Here is a 21,108-nt window from a genome sequence, read left to right as displayed (position 1 = left end):
TTAACGTAATTCAGAAATTTCTGCAAAATCCATATCGGTATAATCCTTATTTTCACCCGCCATTCCCCAAATAAAGGAGTAATTTTTTGTACCCGCTCCACTGTGAATCGACCAGGGCGGCGAAATAACTGCCTGGTGGTTATGCACCCAAATGTGCTTGGTTTCAGTCGTTTCACCCATCAAATGCAATACAGCGTGACCTGGCGTTACATCAAAGTATAAATAGGCTTCCATTCTTCTATCGTGTACGTGTGCCGGCATCGTATTCCAAACCGAACCTGGTTCTAAAATCGTCAAGCCCATCACTAATTGACAAGATTGAATCCCCTCGTTGTGAATGTATTTATAAATGGTACGGTGATTCGATGTTTCTAAACTACCTAAAACCACAGTGCTCACTTGCTCGCGATCTAATTTGGCATTCGGGTAATTGGCGTGCGCTGGGGAAGACAATAGGTAGAATTGCGCCGGATTATCCGAAGATTCCGAGCTAAAGCTTACCTCTTTTACGCCACGACCCACATAAACAGCTCCTAATTTATCGATGGTAAATGACTCGCCATCCGCTGTCACTGTTCCTTTGCCGCCTACGTTGATAATTCCTAGCTCACGTCTCTCTAAAAAGAAATTAGCCCGTAATTTCTCGGGATTAGGCAGGTGCAACGTGTTCAATACAGGCATGGCTCCACCGATGATCATGCGATCATAAATAGTATAGGTTAATTGTATCTGATCCGCGTGAAAGATTTTCTCAATTAAGAAATTATCTCTGATTTCTTGGTTCGTAAAGGTGGAAACCTCTTTTCGGCTCGCCTCAAATCTATAGTCCATTCTAATATGTTTTTTTGTTTTCAAAGCGCTTTTGCGCCTAATTCTACTGTATATTTACACGTTTTATGCCAAAAGAGTTCCCACATACCCTCGCTCATTTCCTCCTTTCGATCGGTTTCCAATCGATGGGTGATGACTTGTGGCAACAAGAGGAGTCAAAGGTACGCGTAAAAGCGATGCCAGGAGAAAGTCAGGAGGGTGATATTTGTATTGGGGAAGATCAATGGCTCATGCGTCGCCTCTCTATTGAAAAACATATCATTGCTCGTGTGAAGTCTTTACGTTCCGTTTTTGCCCGCGATACGCGTATCGTTCCGATTGATGCGGAGACGGCACGGGAATTTTTAGACAAAGAACACGTAAAGGGTTTTTTAAAAGGTTCTAGTTATTTAGGTTGTATCGTTCCAACTCACCGGGTTTTTCGGGGGATTGAAAGTTCGTATAATTACGAGGGTCATCCACTGCTGGCGGTAGCGGTTTTTGGGAAATCAATAAAGATGAAAGAAGCTGGACTTGAGGGATGTCATTCGGGAGAATTAGTGGAAATTGCTACACTTTCTAGCATTCGCCTAGTAGGAGGTTTGACGAAATTCTTACAGGCCTACAAAGATTTGAATCCGGAAATGCACAATGTGATGACTTATGTGGACAAGGAATGGAATACGGGTAAAGGTTTTTTGGCTGTAGGCTTTGCCAAAATAGGAGAGACGGCCCCCATTCAGTTGGGTAACCGAATGAATAAAGGGAATTTAAAATTACGTTATGTCTACTGATCAGAAGCTTATTGTTTTATTGGGTCCCACAGCTAGCGGTAAAACGGCATTAGCCGTAGAACTAGCGTGTGCCTTAGATGGCGAAATCATCTCAGCAGACTCCCGCCAAATTTACCGCCGCCTCGACATAGGCACCGGAAAGGACTTAAAAGAATATGGGTTTATCCCTTATCATCTCATTGATAGTCATGAAATAGGTGAGGCATTCTCCGTTGCCCATTTCCAAAAGGCCGCCTTTGATGCAATCAACGACGTTTTTGCCCGAGGGAAACAACCCATACTCTGTGGCGGAACTGGTTTGTATATTGAATCCTTATTAGCGAATTACCAATTCTCTCATGTGCCTCATTTCTTGTCTGAACCTTTGGATATTCAATTTAAGTATACCGTTTTCGGCCTAAACCCATCCACTGAAAAAAGAAGAGAGAAAATAAGCACTCGTTTTCAGGCTAGACTGAAAGAGGGGATGTTAGAGGAAGTCCAGCAGCTTTTATTTGATGGGGTCCATCCAGAAGAATTACGTTGGATGGGTTTGGAATATAAATGGATCGTGAATTACATAGAAGGAGTGATTACGAAAGAGGAATTCGAAAAAGGCCTAGAGACGGCCATCCACCAGTTCGCTAAACGCCAAATGACCTATTTTAGAAAAATGGAACGGGCCGGAATTGAAATTAATTGGATTCCGGATGCCCTTGATTTTCAGGCGAAAAGAGATTATATCTTGAATTTTATCTAAAATTTTGAAGAAGAGTATTGCAAAATCTGGAAAAACGCATTACTTTTGCAATCTCTTAAGGAGACAGAGAGTTGGCAGAGTGGTCGATTGCGGCAGTCTTGAAAACTGTTGACTGTTACAGGTCCGGGGGTTCGAATCCCTCACTCTCTACCAGAGCGAAAAGCGAAACGAAAGTTTCGCTTTTTTTGTTTCAGGTCATTTAATTAAATTTCGGAATGAAATTATACCTCGTACCTACTCCCATTGGGAATTTAGAAGATATCACGCTGCGTGCCATTCGGGTGCTAGGAGAGGTAGACGGGATTTTAGCGGAGGACACGCGTAATTCAGGTCAATTACTGAAGCATCTAAATATCTCCAAACCTTTGTATTCCCACCACGCCCACAACGAACACACCGGTGTTCCTGGGGTAATCAAGATGCTGAAAGAGGGCAAATCGCTTGCCTTAATTTCGGATGCAGGAACGCCGGGTATCTCTGATCCAGGTTATCTCCTAGTGAAAGCATGTGTAGATAATGGCATTGAGGTGGAATCATTACCCGGTGCAACGGCCTTCGTTCCGGCCTTAGTAAATTCAGGTTTCCCTACGGATCGTTTCGTTTACGAGGGTTTTTTACCTCATAAAAAAGGGCGTCAAACGCGTTGGAAAGCCTTAGCGGAAGAAGAAAGAACAATTGTTCTATATGAATCGCCGCATCGTTTAGTGAAAGCCTTAGAACAAATAATCGAATTTATCTCGGCTGATCGATTAGTGATGGTAGGGCGTGAGATAAGTAAGCTTCACGAACAAATGGTGCGAGGAACGGCTACAGAAGTATTAGCCTATTTCACGGCGCATCCAGATAAAGTGCGAGGTGAAATTGTGATTGTTATTGCTGGAAAATAGATGAAAAAGATCCTTTTATTTTTGTTGATTTCTTTGACTGTAAAGGCTCAGTTGAGTTCTAAGGCAGAAGTGGTTTTAGTAACCGTCGCACCAGGAAAGGAATTACATTCGGCATTTGGCCATACAATTCTGTGGGTAAATGATCCGTTGAATGGTATTGATCGGGCCTATAGTTTCGGGACATTCGATTTTAAAACAGAGAATTTTTATTTGAAATTCTTGATGGGCACCCTGCCCTATACCATTTCTGTTCATTCGATGCAGGATGAATTTAATTACAACGCGCAATATGAAAAGCGTGGAATGATTGCCCAAAAGCTTCAGTTAGATTCTCTTCAGAAAAACGCCATTTTTCAAGCATTGGAAACCAATTTATTGCCTGAAAATAGGGAGTATGCCTACAAATTTTTCTATGATAATTGCTCTACGCGGATTCGAGATGTAATCGAGCGGAATGCACCTGGAAAATACCGTTGGATTCAGAATCCATCTTTAGAAGGTAAATCATATCGGGATTGGATGAATAAATACCTTGCGCCTAATTCCTGGGTGACCTTGGGAATGAATTTAGCTTTGGGGATTCCATCTAATGTAAAGGCGACAGCCTCACAGGCGTGTTATTTGCCGGATAATTTGGCTTCAGCTACTAATCTGGCTAAAGGACTTTCAGCTAACCCGGTAACGTTATTTGATGCTGAAGTGTCAGAGGAAGCAGGTTTTGATTTCACTGGACCCTATGTGATTTTAAGTGTGTTAATCGTATTAGTGGGGTTAGCGACCTATAAAAAACGATTTTCATACGCTGCGGACGTGGCTTTATTTAGTATTATCGGTTTGTTAGCTTGGTTCATTTTCTTTTTAGGAACGGCAACTAATCATGAGGTGATGGCATGGAATCCGGCATCGTTGATGTTGTTTCCATTGAATTTTCCGTTAGTGATTTGGTTTGCAAAAGATCCGTTGAAATGGAAAAAATACCTGCAAATCATCAGTGTTTTGTGTGTGATTGGGCTTATTTGGTCAGGAATACAATTTGCGCCCATGGTCTTAGTTGGATTGCCTATTTTTATACGTGTGTGCTATTTATCCTTCATCAAAAAATAAATGCGTTATTATCTTTTACTCCTCATCTCCTTTTGTGGCTATTCCCAGGAGGTGTTCAAGCCTTTAGAACAACGGAAAGAAATTCAGCCGTTGAAGATTGAACGCGTCTTGAAAGCGGATGGACATTTAGATGAGGCAGAATGGGTAAAGGCTCCTGCGGTGAATGTAGACTTTCAGGTAGAGCCTTTTCAAGGACGTAAGGCCTCTTTCATTTCGACTGTTAAACTACTGTATAATCGGCAATTTCTGTATGTGGCGGCTATATTACAAGATAGTATAGGGAAGAATAGCTACCGAGCACCTAATTTGAAGCGCGATTATGCTTTTGAAGAAAATGATCTTTTCGGAATTGCCATTGATGGATTTAATGACAAGCGTAATGCGCTCGTATTGCAATCAAACGCCTATGGTGCGCAGCGTGATTTATTATCCTTTGATGATCGAGCTTTTGATATTGATTGGGATGGTTTATACAGAGTAAGAACGCATCGTTCGGATTCTTCTTGGGTAGCAGAATTTGCCATTCCTTGGCAAACCTTGCGTTATCCTAAAACGGATGGGAATAAGCCTCAGGATTGGGGTATAAATTTTTTCCGGGTACGACGATCAAGTAATGAATTATCGGTTTGGTCGCCACATCCCCGGTCGATGAGTCCGTTGCGTATGGATTATGCGGGCAAGTTAAGTGGGATTATTCCTCCACCACCCACGGCTACGAATATTCGTTTTATTCCCTACCTTTTGCAGGTATCGAAGAATTCGAAAGGCACCGAAATAGGGAATTCTACTGCCTCAGACTTTAAAATGGGTGGCGAAATTAAGTGGGCAATCAGTCCTACTTCCGTCATGGATTTTACCTTTAATACAGATTTTGCTCAAGCGGATGTGGATAGGCAGGTAAATAACATCTCTCGTTTTTCAGTCTTCTTCCCGGAGCGTCGTCAATTTTTCTTAGAGAATGCCTCGCTATTTTCAGCTGGGTTAGCCCCTGTTAATGAGGTGGTAGGTGGTTCGATGTACATACAACCCTTCTTTAGTCGGACAATTGGTTTAGATCAAAACGTGAATCCCATTGCCATTACGGCTGGAACTCGTTTTGTTTACCGTTCTGAAAAACGCAATTTGGGTGGAATTTATATGCGCCAAGGTGAGGGCGATGGTGATCCATTTACTAATTTTTTGGTGGCACGTTATTCCGAGAATTTTGGCAAGCAAAATAGGGTAGGAGCGATTGTTACCACAAAATCTTCCCCCTCAAACGTCGCTACAACCGGGGCAGTAGATGCCTTTATTCGCTTCAATGATAAATTCTCGTTCAGTGGAATGGGTACTTTGACGCAGGATTCGCGGAATAGTCAACAGGGATTTGCGGAATATGGCCAATTTCTGTACAAAGACAATTTAGTGACCTTATATTGGACGCATACAGTCGTTTCAGATGATTACAATCCTGAAATGGGATTTGTTTCCAGGAAAAATGTTTTATCGAATTCCCAGGGTGTCGATTTTAATGTGCGGGGTAAATGGCTGCCTACATTTATTCGATTTTGGCAACCAGGGGTTTACACCGAAGTATACCACAGCCTAAAGACAGGGAATATCGTGGAACAAAAATTAGTTTCTGGTCCTCTCTGGTTTAATCTGCAGAATGGGGGTATCCTTGGGGGCTATATTGATGCGAGCGTTCAAAACTTGGAAGAGGATTTTAATCCAGTGGGCATTCGCATTAAACCGGGTTCGTATCGTTATTTCAGAAAAGGCTTTTTACTGGCAAGTGATCCTAGCGCGAAATATTCGGCCTCTACAGAATATGGTTGGGGTGGATTTTTTGATGGATCCCTGCAAAACGTAGATGCTAAATTTCGGGTAGCCCCTATCCCACATTTAAATGTAGGTTTGTCTTGGAACTGGAGCAAATTTGAAGACGTAGGTGTGGCTCGTGAGACGAAAGAAGTCAACTTGTTGATTTTGGAGACACGCATGGCCATCAATCCGCGATTGCAATTAATTGGCTTCTATCAAAAAAATACGACCGATAATTTGAATTCGGTGAATATGCGTTTGGCCTGGGAATACCAGCCTTTATCCTATGTATATCTCGTGTTTAATACCTTGAATTACCAAGGTGTGGATGCTACCCAACAGAAGCAACAGAGTTTTTTAGCTAAATTGTCCTTTCTTAAGCAGTTTTAACATGAAAATTGAATTACGCAGCGACACCTTTACTTTGCCCACCGCTGGAATGCGCGAGGCGATGTTTTCCGCACCTTTAGGGGATGATGTTTTTGGAGAGGATCCCACGGTCAATGCCTTGGAGGAAAAGGTGGCGAAAATATTCCAAAAGGAAGCCGCGCTTTTCTGTGTTTCCGGAACTCAATCAAACCAGATTGCCATTTCAGTTCATGTTTCCAAAGGCCAAGAAGTCATTTGCGACGAACTTTCTCATATTTACTTATACGAGGGTGGAGGAATTATGGCGAATGCGGGTGCCTCTGTTAAATTATTGAAAGGTGATCTAGGCCGTTTGAATGTAGGTCAAATTAGAGCAGCCATCTCCCCGGATGATATTCATGCCTGTGAAAGTCGTTTAGTCAGTTTAGAAAATACGGTTAATAAAGGCGGAGGGAGTATTTATACCTCTGAAGCCTTACAGGAAATCTCTGATTTTTGTCGCTCTATTGATGTTCCTTTGCACTTGGATGGAGCACGCATTTTCAATGCCATCGTCGAAACGGGTCAAACTCCTGCCCAATTTGGCAACTGGTTTGATACGATCTCCATCTGTTTGTCTAAAGGTTTAGGAGCTCCCATCGGTTCCATTCTTGTCGGTTCTACAGACTTTATCAAGAAGGCGAGACGGGTGAGAAAACGTCTTGGTGGCGGATGGAGACAAGCGGGATTACTAGCTGCCGCTGGAATTTACGCCTTAGATCATCAAGTAGAACGTTTGAAAGAAGATCATGCACGCGCAAGAGTTATTGCTTCTGTTTGTGAGAAACTTCCTTGGGTAAAATCCATCCTCCCTGTAGCTACGAATATTGTTATTGTAGAATTACCTGCTGGGATGTCTTCTGTTGATAAAGTGGCTGAATTAAGGGAGAAAGGGATTTATTGTTCACCATTCGGTCCCACTTATGTGCGCTTTGTGACGCATTTAGGTTTTGATGACGCGGCGCTGCAGGCATTTACAGAACGTATTTCTGAGTAAAATTAGCGTGATTAAGCCTTCTATAAGAAATTTATTCTTATGCAGCGAAAGGCGTTTAAAATGTATTTGTTGCCGGGTCATTCGGCGGAATACAAAAAAAGACATGATGAAATATGGCCTGATTTAGGCGATTTATTACATCAGGTGGGTATTCAAAACTATTCCATCTTCTTGGATGAAAGTACTCGAATGCTTTTTGGTTATTTAGAGGCCCCAGATTTGTCGACACTTCAATCTCTTCCAGCGCAAGAAGTGATGAAAAAATGGTGGGCTTATATGGCTGATATTATGGAGACAAATTCAGATCATTCACCCGTTTCCATTGATTTAACACCTGTCTTTTATTTCGCCTGATGAAAAAAATACTTTTTCTCTTATTACCATTCAGTGTATTCGCCGCAAAGCCAGATCGTACTCAGGTCTTGCAACAGATGCATCTAGCTAAATCTTATTTCCAAAGTGTATGGCCAGATGTTACGAAAGTAATTGTAAGTCCTGATAGGACGCGCCCCTCTAATATTTGGACGCGTGCCGTTTTTTATGAGGGCTTGATGGAATTGTACAAATTGGATCCTAAAGCCTCTGATTTGAAGTATATGGAGGACTGGGGCGAATTTCATCATTGGTCATTACGCAATGGATTGAAGACGAGAAATGCGGATGATCAAGCCTGTGGACAGGTGTATTTGGACTTATTCGACTTGAAAGCAGATTCTGCTCGCATTAAACCCATTAAAGAAAATATTGACAACATGGTCGCCACAGAAAAAGCCAATGATTGGTCCTGGATTGATTGCCTTCAAATGAGTATGCCAGTGTACACCCGTTTAGGCGTTCGTTTTAAAGAGGACAAGTATTTTACTAAAATGCACGATTTGTATGCGGATACAAAAGCTAAGCTGTATAATCAGCAGGAGCATTTGTGGTGGAGAGACAAAGACTTCATTCCGCCTTACAAAGAGCCCAATGGCACGAATTGCTATTGGTCTAGAGGTAATGGGTGGGTTTTTGCGGCCTTAGCGAGAACGTTGGATTTAATGCCTGCAAATGCACCACACAGAGCAGAATACGTGAAAGATTTTCAAGACTTAGCGGCTGCTTTGCTACCATTGCAACGAAAAGATGGATTTTATAATGTGAGTTTGACGGATGAATCTAATTTTGGTGGTCCTGAATTAACAGGGACGTCCTTGTTTGTCTATGGGATGGCCTGGGGAATTCGCTCAGGATTATTGCCCGCATCAAAATACCAGAAATCAGTTGATAAGGGTTGGAAAGCCATTGATTCCTGTGTTCAGCCGAATGGTTTTTTAGCTTATGTGCAGGGAACCGGAAAAGAGCCTAAAGATGGTCAACCTGTGACGAAGGCATCCGTTCCTAACTTTGAGGATTTTGGGGCAGGCTGTTATTTATTAGCTGGTTCAGAAATTTTGAAAAGCAAATAGTATATTTTTGATAGGTTTTTGCATTTTATTCTTAATTTAGCCGTTCAATCAATAGAATAAAATGAAAAAAGTCATTATTGGTTCCTTAGTGGGCGGTCTGATCATCTTTATTTGGCAGACAATGTCTCATGTAGCCTTGAATTTACATGAGCCTGTTCAGCAGTATACCGCAAAACAAGATACGATTCTACATTTCTTGAATAAACAGGAATTAGCCCCCGGAGGGTATATTTTGCCTCGCATGAGTCATAATCAGTCGATGGAGGAGTTGGAAGGATTTACTAAGTCGATTGCTGGTAAGCCTTGGGCGCGTATCATTTATTATTCATCTTATAAAACAGATATGACGATGAATATGGTTCGCGGTTTTGCTGTGGATGTCTTGATGGTATTTATACTCGTTTGGATTATTTCTAAATTGAAGATTCCGCGTCGTTCCTCCATAGTAGGCGTATCGATCGCGATTGGTTTTATAGCCTTTTGTCAAACGTCTTATACCGAACATATTTGGTATCCCGTGTTTGATTTACGCGCTCAATTGATGGATGCGGTGATTGCTTGGGGACTTTGTGGTTTTTGGCTGAGTCGTTATTTGGGCCAAAAAAATTAATTCGAAGGCTCCATCTGGAGCCTTTTTTCTTATCTTGCTAATTCAAATTTCTATTATTCAATGAAAATCAAACACCTCATCATCGGATTGCTATCGACATTGTCTTTGTCATCAGCCATCGCTCAAGATTATCCAACGGATTATTTAAGTCCAGAATTTCACGCGGGTCGTCGTGCTGCCTTTAAAGAAAAGATGTCTGACAAAGGCGTGGGTATCTTCTTCGCATCACAAACACGTCAGCGTAGTAATGACACGGAGTTTCAATATGCGCAAAACAAGAATTTTTATTATTTGACCGGATTAGAAGAGCCTAATGCTGTTTTATTATTGTTCAAGCAACCTGTGACCTTGTTAGGAAAGACAGGAACTGAATTTATTTTTGTCCAAAACCGTGATCCTTTCAAGGAACTTTGGACGGGCAAAATTTTAGGTGTGGATGGTTTCAAGGCGAAAAGTAAAATGGAAAATGTGTTCATTAATGATCAATTTACTAGTTCATCGATCTCTTTGGCATCTGTTGATTCGGTTTATACTTTGTACCGTACGGAGGGTATCTTCGCTAAATACAAGTCAAAAGAAGATCCTTTATCTCGTATGGCATCGCTAGTGGATAGTTTAGTGATTTCGAATGCTAAGCCTTTGGCCTCTAGATCTACTTTAAATACGTTAAGAACTTTACGTGGCATTAAGTTGCCTGAAGAAATCGCTTTAATTCAAAAAGCAGCCTCTATCAGTGTTTTAGGTCATAACGACGTCATGCGTGCGGTAAAGCCGGGGATGAAGGAATACCAAGCTCAAGCAATCATGGAATACCATTTCAAAAAGGAGGGTTCTGAATACCCGGGTTATAATAGTATTAATGGGGCGGCTGAAAATGCATGTGTGTTACATTACATCACTAATTTGAAGACAATTAAGGAGGGTGAATTACTATTAAGTGATTGCGCCGCAGAATACCACGGTTATTCTGCAGACGTAACCAGAACGGTTCCTGCGAATGGAAAGTTTACAGAGGCTCAAAAAGCGCTATATGAAATTGTTTTAGCGGCACAAGATGCTGGAATTGCAGCATGTAAAGCGGGAGCTCCTTTCAGTGATATCGACGCTGCTTCTCGTGCTGTTGTGAATGCAGGTTTAATTAAATTAGGGATAGCTGCAAATGAGAAAGAAGCACGTACCTATTTCCCTCACGGAACTTCTCACCATTTAGGATTGGATGTACATGATTTAGGACCTCGCGTTTTAGCAGCAGGTGTGGTGGTAACGGTGGAACCAGGTATTTACATTCCAGCTGGAAGTAAGTGCGATAAGAAATGGTGGAATATTGGTATTCGTATCGAAGATGATATCTTAATCACTGAAAAAGGAAATGTAAACCTTTCGGAAGGTTCTCCTCGTACCGTAGCTGAAATCGAAAAGATGGCTGCTCAGAGGAGTATGTTTTAGTCTATCGTAGATAAATTAAAAAAAGCCCCTAAAACTAGGGGCTTTTTTATTATCTGGTGGAATCGGAGGGACTCGAACCCTCGTCCAAACCTAGAGAACTGCTGCTTTCTACACGTTTAGATTTGATTCATTTTCGATGTTAGATAGGTTCAAATCAGACCTTACCTAACACTTATCCTCTGGATACTACTGATTCATTAGAGAAATCAAAATCAGCGACTCTGCATGTCGACGCTCAGAATCCCCCGTCGGCAGAGTTTGGACAGGGCTGAACGATGGCAATTGGTTAGTCTATCAGACTAAGCAGCCATGGCATACGAAGTATTGCCAGCTATAATTCGAAGGTTTTTTTAACAGGAAATGCCTACAACTCCCGACGTGCTTACAACCGGACTACATAAGCTGTCAAAACCGGTCGATCCCAAATAGAAATACAAAGATACAAAATTACACGGGCAATGCAGTCGTCTGTTTAATTTCATCCATCACAAACAAGGTGCTAATGTGTGCGACAGACGGCAAAACCGCTAGTTTTTCTTGGTAAAATTGATTGTAACTTTCTACATCCGCACTCACAACATTTAAATAGTAGTCAAAGTTCCCTGAAACTAAATGGCAAGATGTCACTTCGGGGAAGTTTAAAATAGCAGACTCGAATTCCCGAAAGTTCTTTCTGTTTTGCTTCTCTAATGTAACCTGACAGTGGACTAAAAGGCCTAGGTTAAGTTTTTTTCGATTTAGAAGGGCCACATAGCCCTGAATATAACCATCCGATTCCATTCGTTTGATTCGATCGTGGGTAGGGCTTAGGGATAAGTTGACCTGCTCTGATATTTCTTTGAGTGTTTTTTGACTATCGGTTTGAATGATTTGTAAAATCTTATGATCCAATTCATCCAGATTAGTATTTTTTGCCATAAAGTTTTCGGTTTTTCTATCTAATGGAGTCTTGTTTTCTGAATATTTTCTGAGAAATAGTATAATTAGAGTAAATATTACTTATTATATGGTATAATGCAAGATATTTTATTGCCTTACTTATATTTGTACTGTATTATACTTCATCAAAGGTAAAGGCCAGCGGATTTTTTTCGGTGGCCTTTCTTTTTTAAATCAACAGATTATGATCATAGGCGTTCCTAAAGAAATTAAAATTCAAGAGTTTCGGGTAGGCTTAACTCCAGCTGGAGTTCAAGGTATAACGGCCGCTGGACACTCGGTATATGTGCAGACTGCAGCAGGAGAGGGTTCCGGTCTTTCTGATGCGCAATACATCGCTGCAGGGGCAAAAGTGTTAGCTACAGCCGCTGAAGTGTATGCTATAGCGGACATGATTGTGAAGGTAAAAGAACCTTTAGCAGCAGAATTTCCCTTGATTAAGAAGAATCAAATTTTATTTACCTATTTCCATTTTGCTGCGTCACGTGAATTAACCGAAGCAATGATTGCTTCCGGGGCGGTTTGTATAGCGTATGAGACGGTGGAATTAGCTGATCATAGCTTGCCTCTCTTGACTCCCATGTCTGAGGTGGCCGGCCGAATGGCGATTCAAGTAGGAGCTTTCTATTTAGGCAAGCCTCAAGGGGGTAAAGGAAAATTACTAGGAGGTGTTCCAGGTGTAAAGCCAGCGAATGTGTTAGTGCTGGGTGGAGGTGTAGTAGGAACGCAAGCAGCGAAAATGGCCGCTGGATTGGGTGCTAATGTGACGATTATGGATACAAATTTAGCGCGTCTTCGTTATTTGGATGAAGTGATGCCCGCTAATGTGGCAACACAATTTTCTACTTCTTATGCGATTCAAGAAGCCTTGCCAACAGTTGATTTAGTAGTAGGTGCCGTGTTATTACATGGTGCCAAAGCCCCTCATCTAATCAAGCGCGATGACTTAAAGAAAATGACTCCAGGTACGGTCCTTGTAGATGTTGCGGTGGATCAAGGTGGATGTATTGAAACCTGTAAGCCTACCACACACGAGAATCCAATTTATGAAATAGACGGAATTGTTCATTATTGCGTAGCTAATATGCCAGGAGCTGTACCTATGACATCTACCTTAGCCTTAACGCAAGCGACCTTGCCTTATGTACATCTGATTGCAAATTTGGGCTGGACTGAAGCTTGTATTCAAAACGAAGCTTTAAATAAAGGATTGACAATCTATGATGGTAAGCTATTCCATGCTGGAGTAGCTGCTACCTTTAATTTATAAAGGAAAGAACCGTTCGTGAAAATTGACCAAGAATATCTCGTGTGTGGCTCTGGTGATAGCCGTATAGAGCCAACGCAGGTATTCTGGGTCGATTTGTTCTTCTTTTAAGTAACCTTGATCTACAAATACGGCCGACCATTGACCCCCTTGTGATTTGTGAACGGTCAAAGCGTAGGCAAATTTCACCTGCAAGGCATTCAAATAAGGGTCTTTTCGAATCGCCTCCGTGCGTTCCTTTTTCTTGGGAATATGAGCATAATCTTCACATACCGAATCATACAGCTTTTTATTAGCCTCTCTACCTAAGGCAGATTCCGTGGAATGCAAGGTTTCTAACAAGATTTTAGCCTCAATGGGCGGATGGTCTTCGTAATCGCAAAGTCGCAAGGAAACATCAAGGAAACGCTGACCATGCATTTCTTCCTCCCGTTTGATTTTCATAATCTCCACAAAATCTCCGTTTGCTAAAAATCCAGCTGGTGAATCCTCTTCTAACCAATGGTAATTATTACGAACGATCATTAATAAATCCCCACTCGAAATTTCATCTTCTTGATACAGAATCGTCCTACGGACAAATTCATTCAATTGAACGGCACTTTTGTTTGATCGAGTTAACAAAATCGTTTCTTCCTTCCCAAACTTCTTATACGCATAATGCATACCATCTTCCATCCTTTCTCCAGTCATCCGGAAGATATCTTTGAATGACTTCGTATTAAATTGGATGGTTGTTGAATTCGCTAAAAGTAATTGCCTTAAGGCAGTTGCATTGTATAATATACCCGAATCAATATCTTGGCGCATGACATCGATTAACTCATGGTCCAGCACTTCCATATGAAATTCTGAGGAAATATAATCTCGCGAAAGGGCAGGGGACAGGCTCTTACCTACCGGTGGCAATTGAGCCGTATCTCCTACGAAGATTAATTTATTACCCGTATGTCCATTTTCTGGATTCGTAAATACGTATTCGATTAAATCGGTTAATAAGCTATTTGTTCCAAAATCCGATTCATCTGTGATCATTGACGCCTCATCCACAATAAAGACTGTGTTAGTGGCATAATTATTCATTCGCTGAAAACTCAGTGCCCCAGAATGAGGATTGCTTACTTGTCGATAGATCTTTTTGTGAATGGTGCTCGCTTTTTTCTTGGCATAATTAGCCATTACCTTAGCAGCACGACCCGTAGGGGCCATTAATTGAGTTTTATAGCCAAAGGCAGGTAAAATCTTGATTAAGGTCGAAATAACGGTTGTCTTTCCCGTACCGGCATACCCTTTGATAATAAAAGTAAGCGGAGCCCACTCATCTTTGTTAAGTACAAAAGCACTTAATTTTTGAAATAGGGACGCCTGTGAGGGCGTAGGTTCAAAAGGGAACTTTTGGTGCAATAAAAAACTGGGACTTTTATCCGTGGACATACTTCAATTTACAAAATAGAATCGGCTACCGAAAGGGAATTTTCCATTGATAATGGTCTGAATACGTTGATTAGGCAAATTCTTTCATAAGTGGCTAATTCTTCCACTAAAATATCAGTTTCTTCTATCTCTTCTTCGATAATTAAACGAGCCCTTGTTGTTCCCCAATGCAAAGGATCTTCTGGTGTATACCAAATTCCCTCTTTCAAAAAGGCTAAATTGGCCATACTGCAATCTTGCACCTTTCCGTCCTTGACGAAAATTACTTCATCCGCTTCAGGATGAGCCTCTAAAAAGGTTTGGAAAAAACCTCTCTCACTCCATTTAAAGCCGTAATCAATTTCTCCTGTGTCCACTAAGGCAAAGCGTTTGATTTCCTTTTTCGTGTAGGGCAAGATTTCAATCGTTTCCGGATCTTCTTGATACGTAATTCGCAATCGATGGGTTCCTTCTACGGGTAAAATCTGTTCTGCGACAAGCTCCTCCACATCGAACGGTTCCCATTCCGGAAAAAATTGTTCGAAAGTCTCATTTACCCGCATTTGGTGGAAATCAAGGTGTTGCGCTTTTCCGTCTTGTATACAAATGGTTTCTAGGAAGGAGAACATATTAGAAGGGGAGATATACTTTTTGGATTAATTCGTCGTACTCTTTTTTGACATCTGAAAATACGGTGATGCCGCCGCCACTTTTGAAAACGAGACCATCGGATTGATTTTCGATAAATCGAATCATCACGCCGGAATTGAACGATTGACCATCAAATTTACCCATAATTCCAGTATAAAAACCGCGTTCATACTGTTCGGCCTCCTGAATGATGTGCATGGTAGCCTTTTTGGGTGCACCCGTAATCGATCCTGCAGGCAGTAATTCTAACAAAATTGAACCGTATTTGCCTTGAAGTTCAGGTACTAATTCCCCACTTATTTTTGATGACATCTGCCAAAGTTCACCCGTATTCGTTTTCACCCGATCAATGTATTGGTATTTTTCTACTCGAATAGGAAAAGCCACTTTACTTAAGTCATTCCGGATTAAATCTACGATGGTGGCGTGTTCAGCCTTTTCTTTGGGATCCATCTGGAGTTGACTTGCGGATGTATTTTCGGTTACCTCTAAAGTTCCTTTCATTGGATATGAGGAGATTGTGTTCTCCTGAATTCGGACAAAGGTTTCGGGTGAAAAGGAGGTAAATTGATCTCGTACTAAAATTTTATAGGGTGCCTCAGCTCTTTGAAAGATTTCAGAGAGGCTTAAAGAGGTGGTAATGGGTGTCTCTGCTGTTAAATTCAAGAGAAACGAATCACCTCTTTTCAAACCAGCCTGAACCTGATTAAATTTGGCCGAATAGGATTCGAAGGAAAGTGGACGTTTAGTAAAAGGAACTGTTTCAGACGTTAATCCAGGAACATCAAATTCAAACTGTATTCCTAATTCCTTTGCTTCTTTTTCAGATCCTGCCCAGGCATTTTCTAGCGTATAATCAACTAAAAAGACAAAAGGAATCCCCTTTTTACCCCAAAGGTCCAATTGTTTGGCTACCTGTGCAAAGGGCAAAAAGGGGATTTTCATAGAATTTAGGCTATATAGGATGGCGCTAAACTCAATAATTTCGGTATACCTGCTGGATTTTGACCACCTGCCGTAGCTAAGAAGGGTTGTCCACCTCCACCGCCTTGTACTTCTTTCGCTAATTCACGAATGATTTTGCCGGCATCTAATCCTTGGCTATCTACTAAGCCTTTCGAGATGGAGATGGCTACACTAGCTTTCCCCTCGATTTCAGCGGCTAAAAGCACGAATAAGTTCTCTTGATTCTCTTGTAAATCGAATGCAAGATTCTTTAAGGCATCTGCCGTAGGAGCAGAGACTTGTTTAATAATCGAGTTAACAGGGCCAGCCACGATTCCTTTTACTAGACTATTCTTTAATCCAGAGATTTCTTTCTGTTGGTAGGCTGCAACCGTTTTTTGTAGGGCTGAATTGCTCTCAATTAAGGTAGCCACCGCCTTAACCAAATCTTTAGGCGCTTTCAACAAGTCGTTGATTTCACTCAATAAAGCTTCTTGTTCGCTTAATAATTCATAAGCCTTTTGAGAAGTAATGGCTTCAATTCTGCGAACACCAGTAGCCACAGAACTCTCAGATGTAATTTTGAATAAACCAATTTCGCCCGTCGATGGAACGTGGGTTCCTCCACAAAGTTCAACCGAGAAGTTCTTGTCAAATGTGATCACACGCACGAAATCACCATATTTCTCGCCAAATAAGGCCATAGCCCCTTTGTCTTTCGCTTCTGCAATAGGAACGTTTCGTTCTTCTAACAAAGGAATGTTCTCTGCGATTTTGGCATTCACAATCTGCTCGATTTGCTTAATCTCTTCATCCGTTACTTTTTGGAAGTGAGAGAAGTCAAATCGTAATAAATCCTCGTTTACTAAACTACCTTTTTGTGCCACGTGCTTACCTAATACTTCTTGTAAAGCCGCTTGCATCAAGTGTGTAGAACTGTGGTGATGCGTAATAGCGCGACGACGTAACGTAGCAATGCTCGCCTTCACTGGTTCGCTAGCTAAGTTTTCAATACGCGCATCAGATAAGATATGAACGATTAAATCGTTCTCTTTTTTCGTGTCGATGACAGGAAGAGAAATACCTGATGTAGTGAAAACTAAAACTCCGGTATCGCCCACTTGTCCACCGGATTCAGCATAGAAAGGCGTCGTTTCTAATACGACTTTGTATTGAACACCCGCCTTATTTTGAATCTTCTGGTATTTTAAAACTTGGGTATCTGTCTCGTTTGAATCGTATCCGATGAAGCTAACTTCGTCCCCCTCATTCACGATTACCCAATCCTCTGCACTAGCGCCTGCATCTTTGCGTGAACGCTCTTTTTGAGCTTTTAATGCAGCATTATATCCAGGTTCATCGATATCCAAACCTTTCTCACGAGCAATTAGAGCCGTTAAGTCGACCGGGAAACCGTAGGTGTCATTTAATTCAAACACCTCATCTCCGGATAAGATTTTACCTGAGCAATCTTCCATTAATTTATCTAGACGAACTAATCCAGAAGATAAGGTACGTAAGAAAGATACTTCCTCTTCGTATATCACTTTAGCCACGAAAGACTCTTGTGAGATTAATTCATCAAATACGCCTTTGAATTGTTGAGCTAATCCAGGGATTAATAAGTGCAAGAAAGGCTCTTTGAAGTCCAAATAGGTGTAGCCATAACGCACCGCACGACGTAAAATACGACGGATGACATAGCCTGCTTTATTGTTAGAAGGCAATTGTCCATCCGCAATCGTAAAGGCGATGGCACGAATATGGTCAGCAATAACGCGCATCGCGATGTCAGCCCATTTTTCGTCCCCGTATTTCTTGCCACTTTTCGCAGCGATATATTGAATAGTGCCTTGAAAAACATCCGTATCGTAATTCGATTGCTTTCCTTGAATCGCCATACAAAGACGCTCAAAGCCCATTCCTGTATCTACGTGTTTGTTCGGAAGCGGTACTAAAGACCCATCTGCCATACGTTCAAACTGCATAAATACGTTATTCCAAATCTCAACTACTTGCGGGTGATCTGCATTCACTAGGCTTTTGCCCGGAATCGTATCTACTTCGTCTTGATTTCTAAGGTCAATATGGATTTCTGAACAAGGTCCGCAAGGTCCTGTTTCACCCATTTCCCAGAAATTATCTTTTTTATTACCATAAATGATGCGATCCTCGCCCACAATGGCCTTCCAAATATCGAATGCCTCTTTATCAAACGGAACACCATCTTTTTTATCTCCTTCGAAAACCGATACATAGATGCGGTCTTTCGGTAATTTAAATACCTCTGTTAATAATTCCCATGACCAGGTAAGTGCCTCTTGTTTAAAGTAATCGCCAAAAGACCAATTACCTAACATCTCAAACATCGTGTGGTGGTAGGTATCAAAACCCACATCCTCTAAGTCATTGTGCTTCCCTGACACACGAAGGCATTTTTGTGTATCCGCGATTCTTTTTGAGGGCGGAGTTCCGTTGCCTAAAAAGAAATCTTTGAATTGCGCCATACCCGAGTTGTTGAACAAAAGGGTAGGGTCATTTTTTGCCACTAAAGGAGCAGAAGGAACAATTAAATGGCCTTTAGATTGAAAGAAATCCAAAAATTGTTGACGTATCTGAGAAGAGGTCATGCGTTTTATTGTAAAATGAAGGGAACCTTTGTATTTTTACTAAAGGAGTCCTGATAAATGGAATCACAAAATTAAGTCTATTTTTTGAAGAAGCCCATTTTGGGTTTAAAATTATTGATGGAATTAAGCAAGCAATATTATTCAATTTCGGAGGTAGCGGCCATTTTTAAGGTGAACACCTCTAAGATTCGCTATTGGGAGACTCAATTTCCTCATTTATCTCCCAAGCGTGCAGGTTCTGGTATCCGTAAATATACCCCAGCAGATATTGAAAAAATCAAGGTTTTGGTTAGTTTAATCGATGAAAGAGGTTTGACTATTGAAGGAGCCAAGCAAGCTTTGAATTTCAAAGGCAAAGAAAAAAATCCGAATCAAAACATCATTAATCAACTAACTGATATTCGTGATTTTTTACAAGGGATGAAGGCTAATTTAGACATGGAATAAGCGTAGGTTTCGGAAAATTACTCCGATGAAAACCACTTATTCGCTAGCCGTCTATCAAATTGCCTTAACCTATTTGCCTAAAGTGGGTCCTGTTAAAGGAAAAGAACTCGTTTCTCTCTATCCTCGATTAGCTGATATTTTTCGATTAGCAACGTATCTACCTTTTGCTGCTGAAGTTTTACGAGAAGCGGAAAAGACAGTCCAAATTTGCGCAGAAGATCAAATTCAAATTCTTTATTTCCAAGATTCGGAATATCCCCAACGGATTAAAGATCTTTACGATGCCCCTTTAATATTGTTTAAAAAAGGGAAGGCTGACTTGAATGCCCACCGAATTGTAGCTGTAGTAGGTACACGACATGCGAGTGACGTGGGGAAGAAGGTAACAGAAGAACTAGTTCAATCTGCCATCAAAGATGAAGTTATTTTAGTCAGTGGTTTTGCAAGAGGAATTGATATAGCCTTGCACAAAGCCTGTCTTAAATGTAATGTTCCTACCATTGCTGTTCTTGCTGGCGGATTTCGTCATCTCTATCCACAGGAGAATGCGGTGTATGTGGAGCAGATTTTAGCTACCGGTGCTTTGCTGTCTGAATATGCTCCTCATGTACCGCCTGCTGCCTATTATTTTCCCGTTCGAAATCGCATTATTGCTGGACTTGCTGATGCTACCGTAATTGTAGAAGCGGCAGAAAAAGGAGGTGCCTTAATTACCGCCGATTACGCACTTAATTACGATCGGACTGTTTTTGCAGTTCCTGGTAGCTTAAATAGACCTTTCTCAAAAGGCTGTAATTTATTGATTAGAAATAATAAAGCAACGATTTATACTTCTTGGGATGACTTTATGATGGAATTGAATTGGGATCAAGCAAAAGATCGGTTAGTTCTGCACCCTGATCTTCATCAAAAACTTTTCACCTTACATGAAACCACAGTCATTTCCCTGCTGCATAGAGAAGGCCAGTTATCCTTTAATGAGCTTTTGTATCGTTCAGAAATTAGCCAAGACGATCTTTCTCTTATTCTATTAAATCTAGAGTTAAAAGGGATGTTGCGGTCGACTGATGGGGATGCCTTTATGCTGACCTGATTATTTCTTCCAAGTGCTAGGAGAGACTCTCCAGTCTTGCAAAGTCATTAATTGGGTCTCAGTCACATAATCTAATTTGACAGCCTCCTCAATTAAGGCATTGTAATCGCTTAGGGTATACAATGGAATTTGGTGGTTTTTAAAATTATCGGCCGCTATTTCGAAACCATAGGTGAAGATAGCTACCATGCCTAACACTTCTACGCCCGCCGCTTTCAAGGCATCTGCCGCTTTAAGAGAACTTCCACCTGTGGAAATGAGGTCTTCGATGAGAACAACTTTTTGGCCTTTTTCGATTTTCCCCTCGATTTGATTTCCCATTCCATGCTTCTTAGGTTCAGGACGCACATAACAGAAGGGTAAATCTAAATAATCGGCTACTAAAGCTCCTTGTGCAATACCGGCTGTTGCTACACCAGCGATAATAGTTGCTTCCGGGAAATAGGCTTTTACGGCAGCAGATAAGCAATTTTTGATATAGGTACGAACCTCTGGAAAAGATAAAGAAACGCGGTTATCACAATAAATAGGAGAATTCCAGCCAGAAGCCCAAGTAAAAGGTTGATCCGGACGTAATTGAATAGCTTGGATCTTTAATAGGTGTTGGGCAACTTCTTGAGGAATTGTCAAATTTTGCATAAGGGTCGTTTCTGAATTTATATTTACAAAAATAATTTATT

The 21,108-nt window shown here is 41.2% G+C and carries 20 protein-coding genes, 1 tRNA gene and 1 other RNA gene; 14 read left to right on the top strand and 8 right to left on the bottom strand.

Translation table 11 applies throughout. The features are described from left to right. Nucleotides 1–831, bottom strand: a complete 831-nt coding sequence (kduI, locus tag G9X63_RS00175; protein WP_252623110.1) for a 5-dehydro-4-deoxy-D-glucuronate isomerase — start codon at nt 829–831, stop codon at nt 1–3. Nucleotides 832–896: 65 nt separating this feature from the next. Between kduI and G9X63_RS00170 the strand changes: the two genes are divergently transcribed. The 11 genes from G9X63_RS00170 to G9X63_RS00120 all read left to right on the top strand — a co-directional run bounded on the left by G9X63_RS00170 (nt 897) and on the right by G9X63_RS00120 (nt 11,043). Further along, nucleotides 897–1,604, top strand: coding sequence for a hypothetical protein (locus tag G9X63_RS00170; protein WP_252623108.1), 708 nt, complete (start codon nt 897–899; stop codon nt 1,602–1,604). After that, the gene (locus G9X63_RS00165) at nt 1,594–2,343 is read left to right on the top strand and encodes a tRNA (adenosine(37)-N6)-dimethylallyltransferase (protein ID WP_252623106.1); all 750 of its coding nucleotides are present in this window, start codon (nt 1,594–1,596) and stop codon (nt 2,341–2,343) included. Before G9X63_RS00170 ends, G9X63_RS00165 begins: the two co-directional genes overlap by 11 nt. 65 nt (nt 2,344–2,408) lie before the next feature. Next, nucleotides 2,409–2,496: transfer RNA gene (locus tag G9X63_RS00160), tRNA-Ser, on the top strand. A gap of 62 nt (nt 2,497–2,558) precedes the next feature. Further along, nucleotides 2,559–3,230: a 16S rRNA (cytidine(1402)-2'-O)-methyltransferase gene (gene rsmI, locus G9X63_RS00155; protein WP_130896868.1), complete on the top strand. Its 672-nt coding sequence runs from the start codon at nt 2,559–2,561 to the stop codon at nt 3,228–3,230. After that, nucleotides 3,231–4,334, top strand: a complete 1,104-nt coding sequence (locus tag G9X63_RS00150) for an Lnb N-terminal periplasmic domain-containing protein (protein ID WP_130923205.1) — start codon at nt 3,231–3,233, stop codon at nt 4,332–4,334. Beyond that, nucleotides 4,335–6,527 carry a carbohydrate binding family 9 domain-containing protein gene (locus G9X63_RS00145; protein ID WP_252623104.1) on the top strand — a complete coding sequence of 731 codons (2,193 nt, stop codon included), beginning with the start codon at nt 4,335–4,337 and terminating at the stop codon, nt 6,525–6,527. It abuts the gene before it with no gap. Between the two features lies 1 nt (nt 6,528). Next, entirely contained in the window at nt 6,529–7,542 is a 1,014-nt protein-coding gene (locus tag G9X63_RS00140) for a threonine aldolase family protein (protein ID WP_252623102.1), read from the top strand. 39 nt (nt 7,543–7,581) lie between these two features. Then, nucleotides 7,582–7,896 carry an L-rhamnose mutarotase gene (gene rhaM / locus G9X63_RS00135; RefSeq protein WP_252623100.1) on the top strand — a complete coding sequence of 105 codons (315 nt, stop codon included), beginning with the start codon at nt 7,582–7,584 and terminating at the stop codon, nt 7,894–7,896. Beyond that, the gene (locus G9X63_RS00130) at nt 7,896–8,987 is read left to right on the top strand and encodes a glycoside hydrolase family 88/105 protein (protein ID WP_252623098.1); all 1,092 of its coding nucleotides are present in this window, start codon (nt 7,896–7,898) and stop codon (nt 8,985–8,987) included. The genes rhaM and G9X63_RS00130 overlap by 1 nt, the downstream gene beginning before the upstream one ends. Before the next feature lie 61 nt (nt 8,988–9,048). Further along, nucleotides 9,049–9,597 (top strand): hypothetical protein, encoded by a 549-nt coding sequence (locus G9X63_RS00125; RefSeq protein WP_252623096.1) that lies wholly within the window; start codon nt 9,049–9,051, stop codon nt 9,595–9,597. 60 nt (nt 9,598–9,657) lie between these two features. Continuing rightward, on the top strand, nt 9,658–11,043 hold the full coding sequence (locus G9X63_RS00120; protein WP_252623094.1) for an aminopeptidase P N-terminal domain-containing protein: 1,386 nt from the start codon (nt 9,658–9,660) through the stop codon (nt 11,041–11,043). A gap of 54 nt (nt 11,044–11,097) precedes the next feature. Here the strand turns inward: G9X63_RS00120 and ssrA are convergent. Both ssrA and G9X63_RS00110 read right to left on the bottom strand, forming a co-directional pair. Beyond that, nucleotides 11,098–11,466: a transfer-messenger RNA gene (gene ssrA / locus G9X63_RS00115) on the bottom strand. Between the two features lie 24 nt (nt 11,467–11,490). Then, nucleotides 11,491–11,961 (bottom strand): Lrp/AsnC family transcriptional regulator, encoded by a 471-nt coding sequence (locus G9X63_RS00110; protein WP_130896860.1) that lies wholly within the window; start codon nt 11,959–11,961, stop codon nt 11,491–11,493. Between the two features lie 205 nt (nt 11,962–12,166). Here G9X63_RS00110 and ald point away from each other — a divergent pair, with 205 nt between their 5' ends. Continuing rightward, complete coding sequence (ald, locus tag G9X63_RS00105; RefSeq protein ID WP_252623092.1) at nt 12,167–13,252, top strand: alanine dehydrogenase; 1,086 nt, start codon at nt 12,167–12,169, stop codon at nt 13,250–13,252. Here the strand turns inward: ald and G9X63_RS00100 are convergent. The 4 genes from G9X63_RS00100 to alaS are packed head-to-tail and all read right to left on the bottom strand — an operon-like array spanning nt 13,247 to nt 18,888. Beyond that, on the bottom strand, nt 13,247–14,683 hold the full coding sequence (locus G9X63_RS00100; RefSeq protein ID WP_252623091.1) for an ATP-dependent DNA helicase: 1,437 nt from the start codon (nt 14,681–14,683) through the stop codon (nt 13,247–13,249). The two genes, ald and G9X63_RS00100, sit on opposite strands and share 6 nt — an antisense overlap. Nucleotides 14,684–14,691: 8 nt before the next feature. Further along, a complete protein-coding gene (locus G9X63_RS00095) occupies nt 14,692–15,291 on the bottom strand; it encodes an aminotransferase class IV (protein WP_252623090.1) in 600 nt (199 codons plus the stop codon). Nucleotide 15,292: 1 nt separating this feature from the next. Next, a complete protein-coding gene (locus tag G9X63_RS00090) occupies nt 15,293–16,258 on the bottom strand; it encodes an aminodeoxychorismate synthase component I (RefSeq protein ID WP_252623089.1) in 966 nt (321 codons plus the stop codon). A gap of 5 nt (nt 16,259–16,263) precedes the next feature. Next, entirely contained in the window at nt 16,264–18,888 is a 2,625-nt protein-coding gene (gene alaS / locus G9X63_RS00085; RefSeq protein WP_252623088.1) for an alanine--tRNA ligase, read from the bottom strand. An 84-nt stretch (nt 18,889–18,972) separates the two neighbouring features. On the opposite strand from alaS, the gene G9X63_RS00080 reads away from it, so the two are divergent. Together G9X63_RS00080 and dprA are read left to right on the top strand one after the other, a co-directional pair. Beyond that, on the top strand, nt 18,973–19,335 hold the full coding sequence (locus tag G9X63_RS00080) for a MerR family transcriptional regulator (RefSeq protein ID WP_252623087.1): 363 nt from the start codon (nt 18,973–18,975) through the stop codon (nt 19,333–19,335). A gap of 25 nt (nt 19,336–19,360) precedes the next feature. Next, nucleotides 19,361–20,428: a DNA-processing protein DprA gene (dprA, locus tag G9X63_RS00075; protein WP_252623085.1), complete on the top strand. Its 1,068-nt coding sequence runs from the start codon at nt 19,361–19,363 to the stop codon at nt 20,426–20,428. Here the strand turns inward: dprA and pyrE are convergent, their stop codons facing one another. Then, nucleotides 20,429–21,067 (bottom strand): orotate phosphoribosyltransferase, encoded by a 639-nt coding sequence (pyrE, locus tag G9X63_RS00070; RefSeq protein ID WP_276532677.1) that lies wholly within the window; start codon nt 21,065–21,067, stop codon nt 20,429–20,431. Nucleotides 21,068–21,108: the final 41 nt, after the last annotated feature.

It is taken from the genome of Aquirufa antheringensis (assembly GCF_023921165.1).
Taxonomy (GTDB): domain Bacteria; phylum Bacteroidota; class Bacteroidia; order Cytophagales; family Spirosomataceae; genus Aquirufa; species Aquirufa antheringensis.
Note: the sequence above shows the minus strand (reverse complement) of the source record. Positions and strands in the feature narration are given on the sequence as shown.

What these genes read in the sequence shown, in the direction of transcription:
- kduI (WP_252623110.1), bottom strand. Translation starts at nt 831, where the DNA reads ATGGACTATAGATTTGAGGCGAGCCGAAAAGAGGTTTCCACCTTTACG.
- G9X63_RS00170 (WP_252623108.1), top strand. Translation starts at nt 897, where the DNA reads ATGCCAAAAGAGTTCCCACATACCCTCGCTCATTTCCTCCTTTCGATC.
- G9X63_RS00165 (WP_252623106.1), top strand. Translation starts at nt 1,594, where the DNA reads ATGTCTACTGATCAGAAGCTTATTGTTTTATTGGGTCCCACAGCTAGC.
- rsmI (WP_130896868.1), top strand. Translation starts at nt 2,559, where the DNA reads ATGAAATTATACCTCGTACCTACTCCCATTGGGAATTTAGAAGATATC.
- G9X63_RS00150 (WP_130923205.1), top strand. Translation starts at nt 3,231, where the DNA reads ATGAAAAAGATCCTTTTATTTTTGTTGATTTCTTTGACTGTAAAGGCT.
- G9X63_RS00145 (WP_252623104.1), top strand. Translation starts at nt 4,335, where the DNA reads ATGCGTTATTATCTTTTACTCCTCATCTCCTTTTGTGGCTATTCCCAG.
- G9X63_RS00140 (WP_252623102.1), top strand. Translation starts at nt 6,529, where the DNA reads ATGAAAATTGAATTACGCAGCGACACCTTTACTTTGCCCACCGCTGGA.
- rhaM (WP_252623100.1), top strand. Translation starts at nt 7,582, where the DNA reads ATGCAGCGAAAGGCGTTTAAAATGTATTTGTTGCCGGGTCATTCGGCG.
- G9X63_RS00130 (WP_252623098.1), top strand. Translation starts at nt 7,896, where the DNA reads ATGAAAAAAATACTTTTTCTCTTATTACCATTCAGTGTATTCGCCGCA.
- G9X63_RS00125 (WP_252623096.1), top strand. Translation starts at nt 9,049, where the DNA reads ATGAAAAAAGTCATTATTGGTTCCTTAGTGGGCGGTCTGATCATCTTT.
- G9X63_RS00120 (WP_252623094.1), top strand. Translation starts at nt 9,658, where the DNA reads ATGAAAATCAAACACCTCATCATCGGATTGCTATCGACATTGTCTTTG.
- G9X63_RS00110 (WP_130896860.1), bottom strand. Translation starts at nt 11,961, where the DNA reads ATGGCAAAAAATACTAATCTGGATGAATTGGATCATAAGATTTTACAA.
- ald (WP_252623092.1), top strand. Translation starts at nt 12,167, where the DNA reads ATGATCATAGGCGTTCCTAAAGAAATTAAAATTCAAGAGTTTCGGGTA.
- G9X63_RS00100 (WP_252623091.1), bottom strand. Translation starts at nt 14,683, where the DNA reads ATGTCCACGGATAAAAGTCCCAGTTTTTTATTGCACCAAAAGTTCCCT.
- G9X63_RS00095 (WP_252623090.1), bottom strand. Translation starts at nt 15,291, where the DNA reads ATGTTCTCCTTCCTAGAAACCATTTGTATACAAGACGGAAAAGCGCAA.
- G9X63_RS00090 (WP_252623089.1), bottom strand. Translation starts at nt 16,258, where the DNA reads ATGAAAATCCCCTTTTTGCCCTTTGCACAGGTAGCCAAACAATTGGAC.
- alaS (WP_252623088.1), bottom strand. Translation starts at nt 18,888, where the DNA reads ATGACCTCTTCTCAGATACGTCAACAATTTTTGGATTTCTTTCAATCT.
- dprA (WP_252623085.1), top strand. Translation starts at nt 19,361, where the DNA reads ATGAAAACCACTTATTCGCTAGCCGTCTATCAAATTGCCTTAACCTAT.
- pyrE (WP_276532677.1), bottom strand. Translation starts at nt 21,067, where the DNA reads ATGCAAAATTTGACAATTCCTCAAGAAGTTGCCCAACACCTATTAAAG.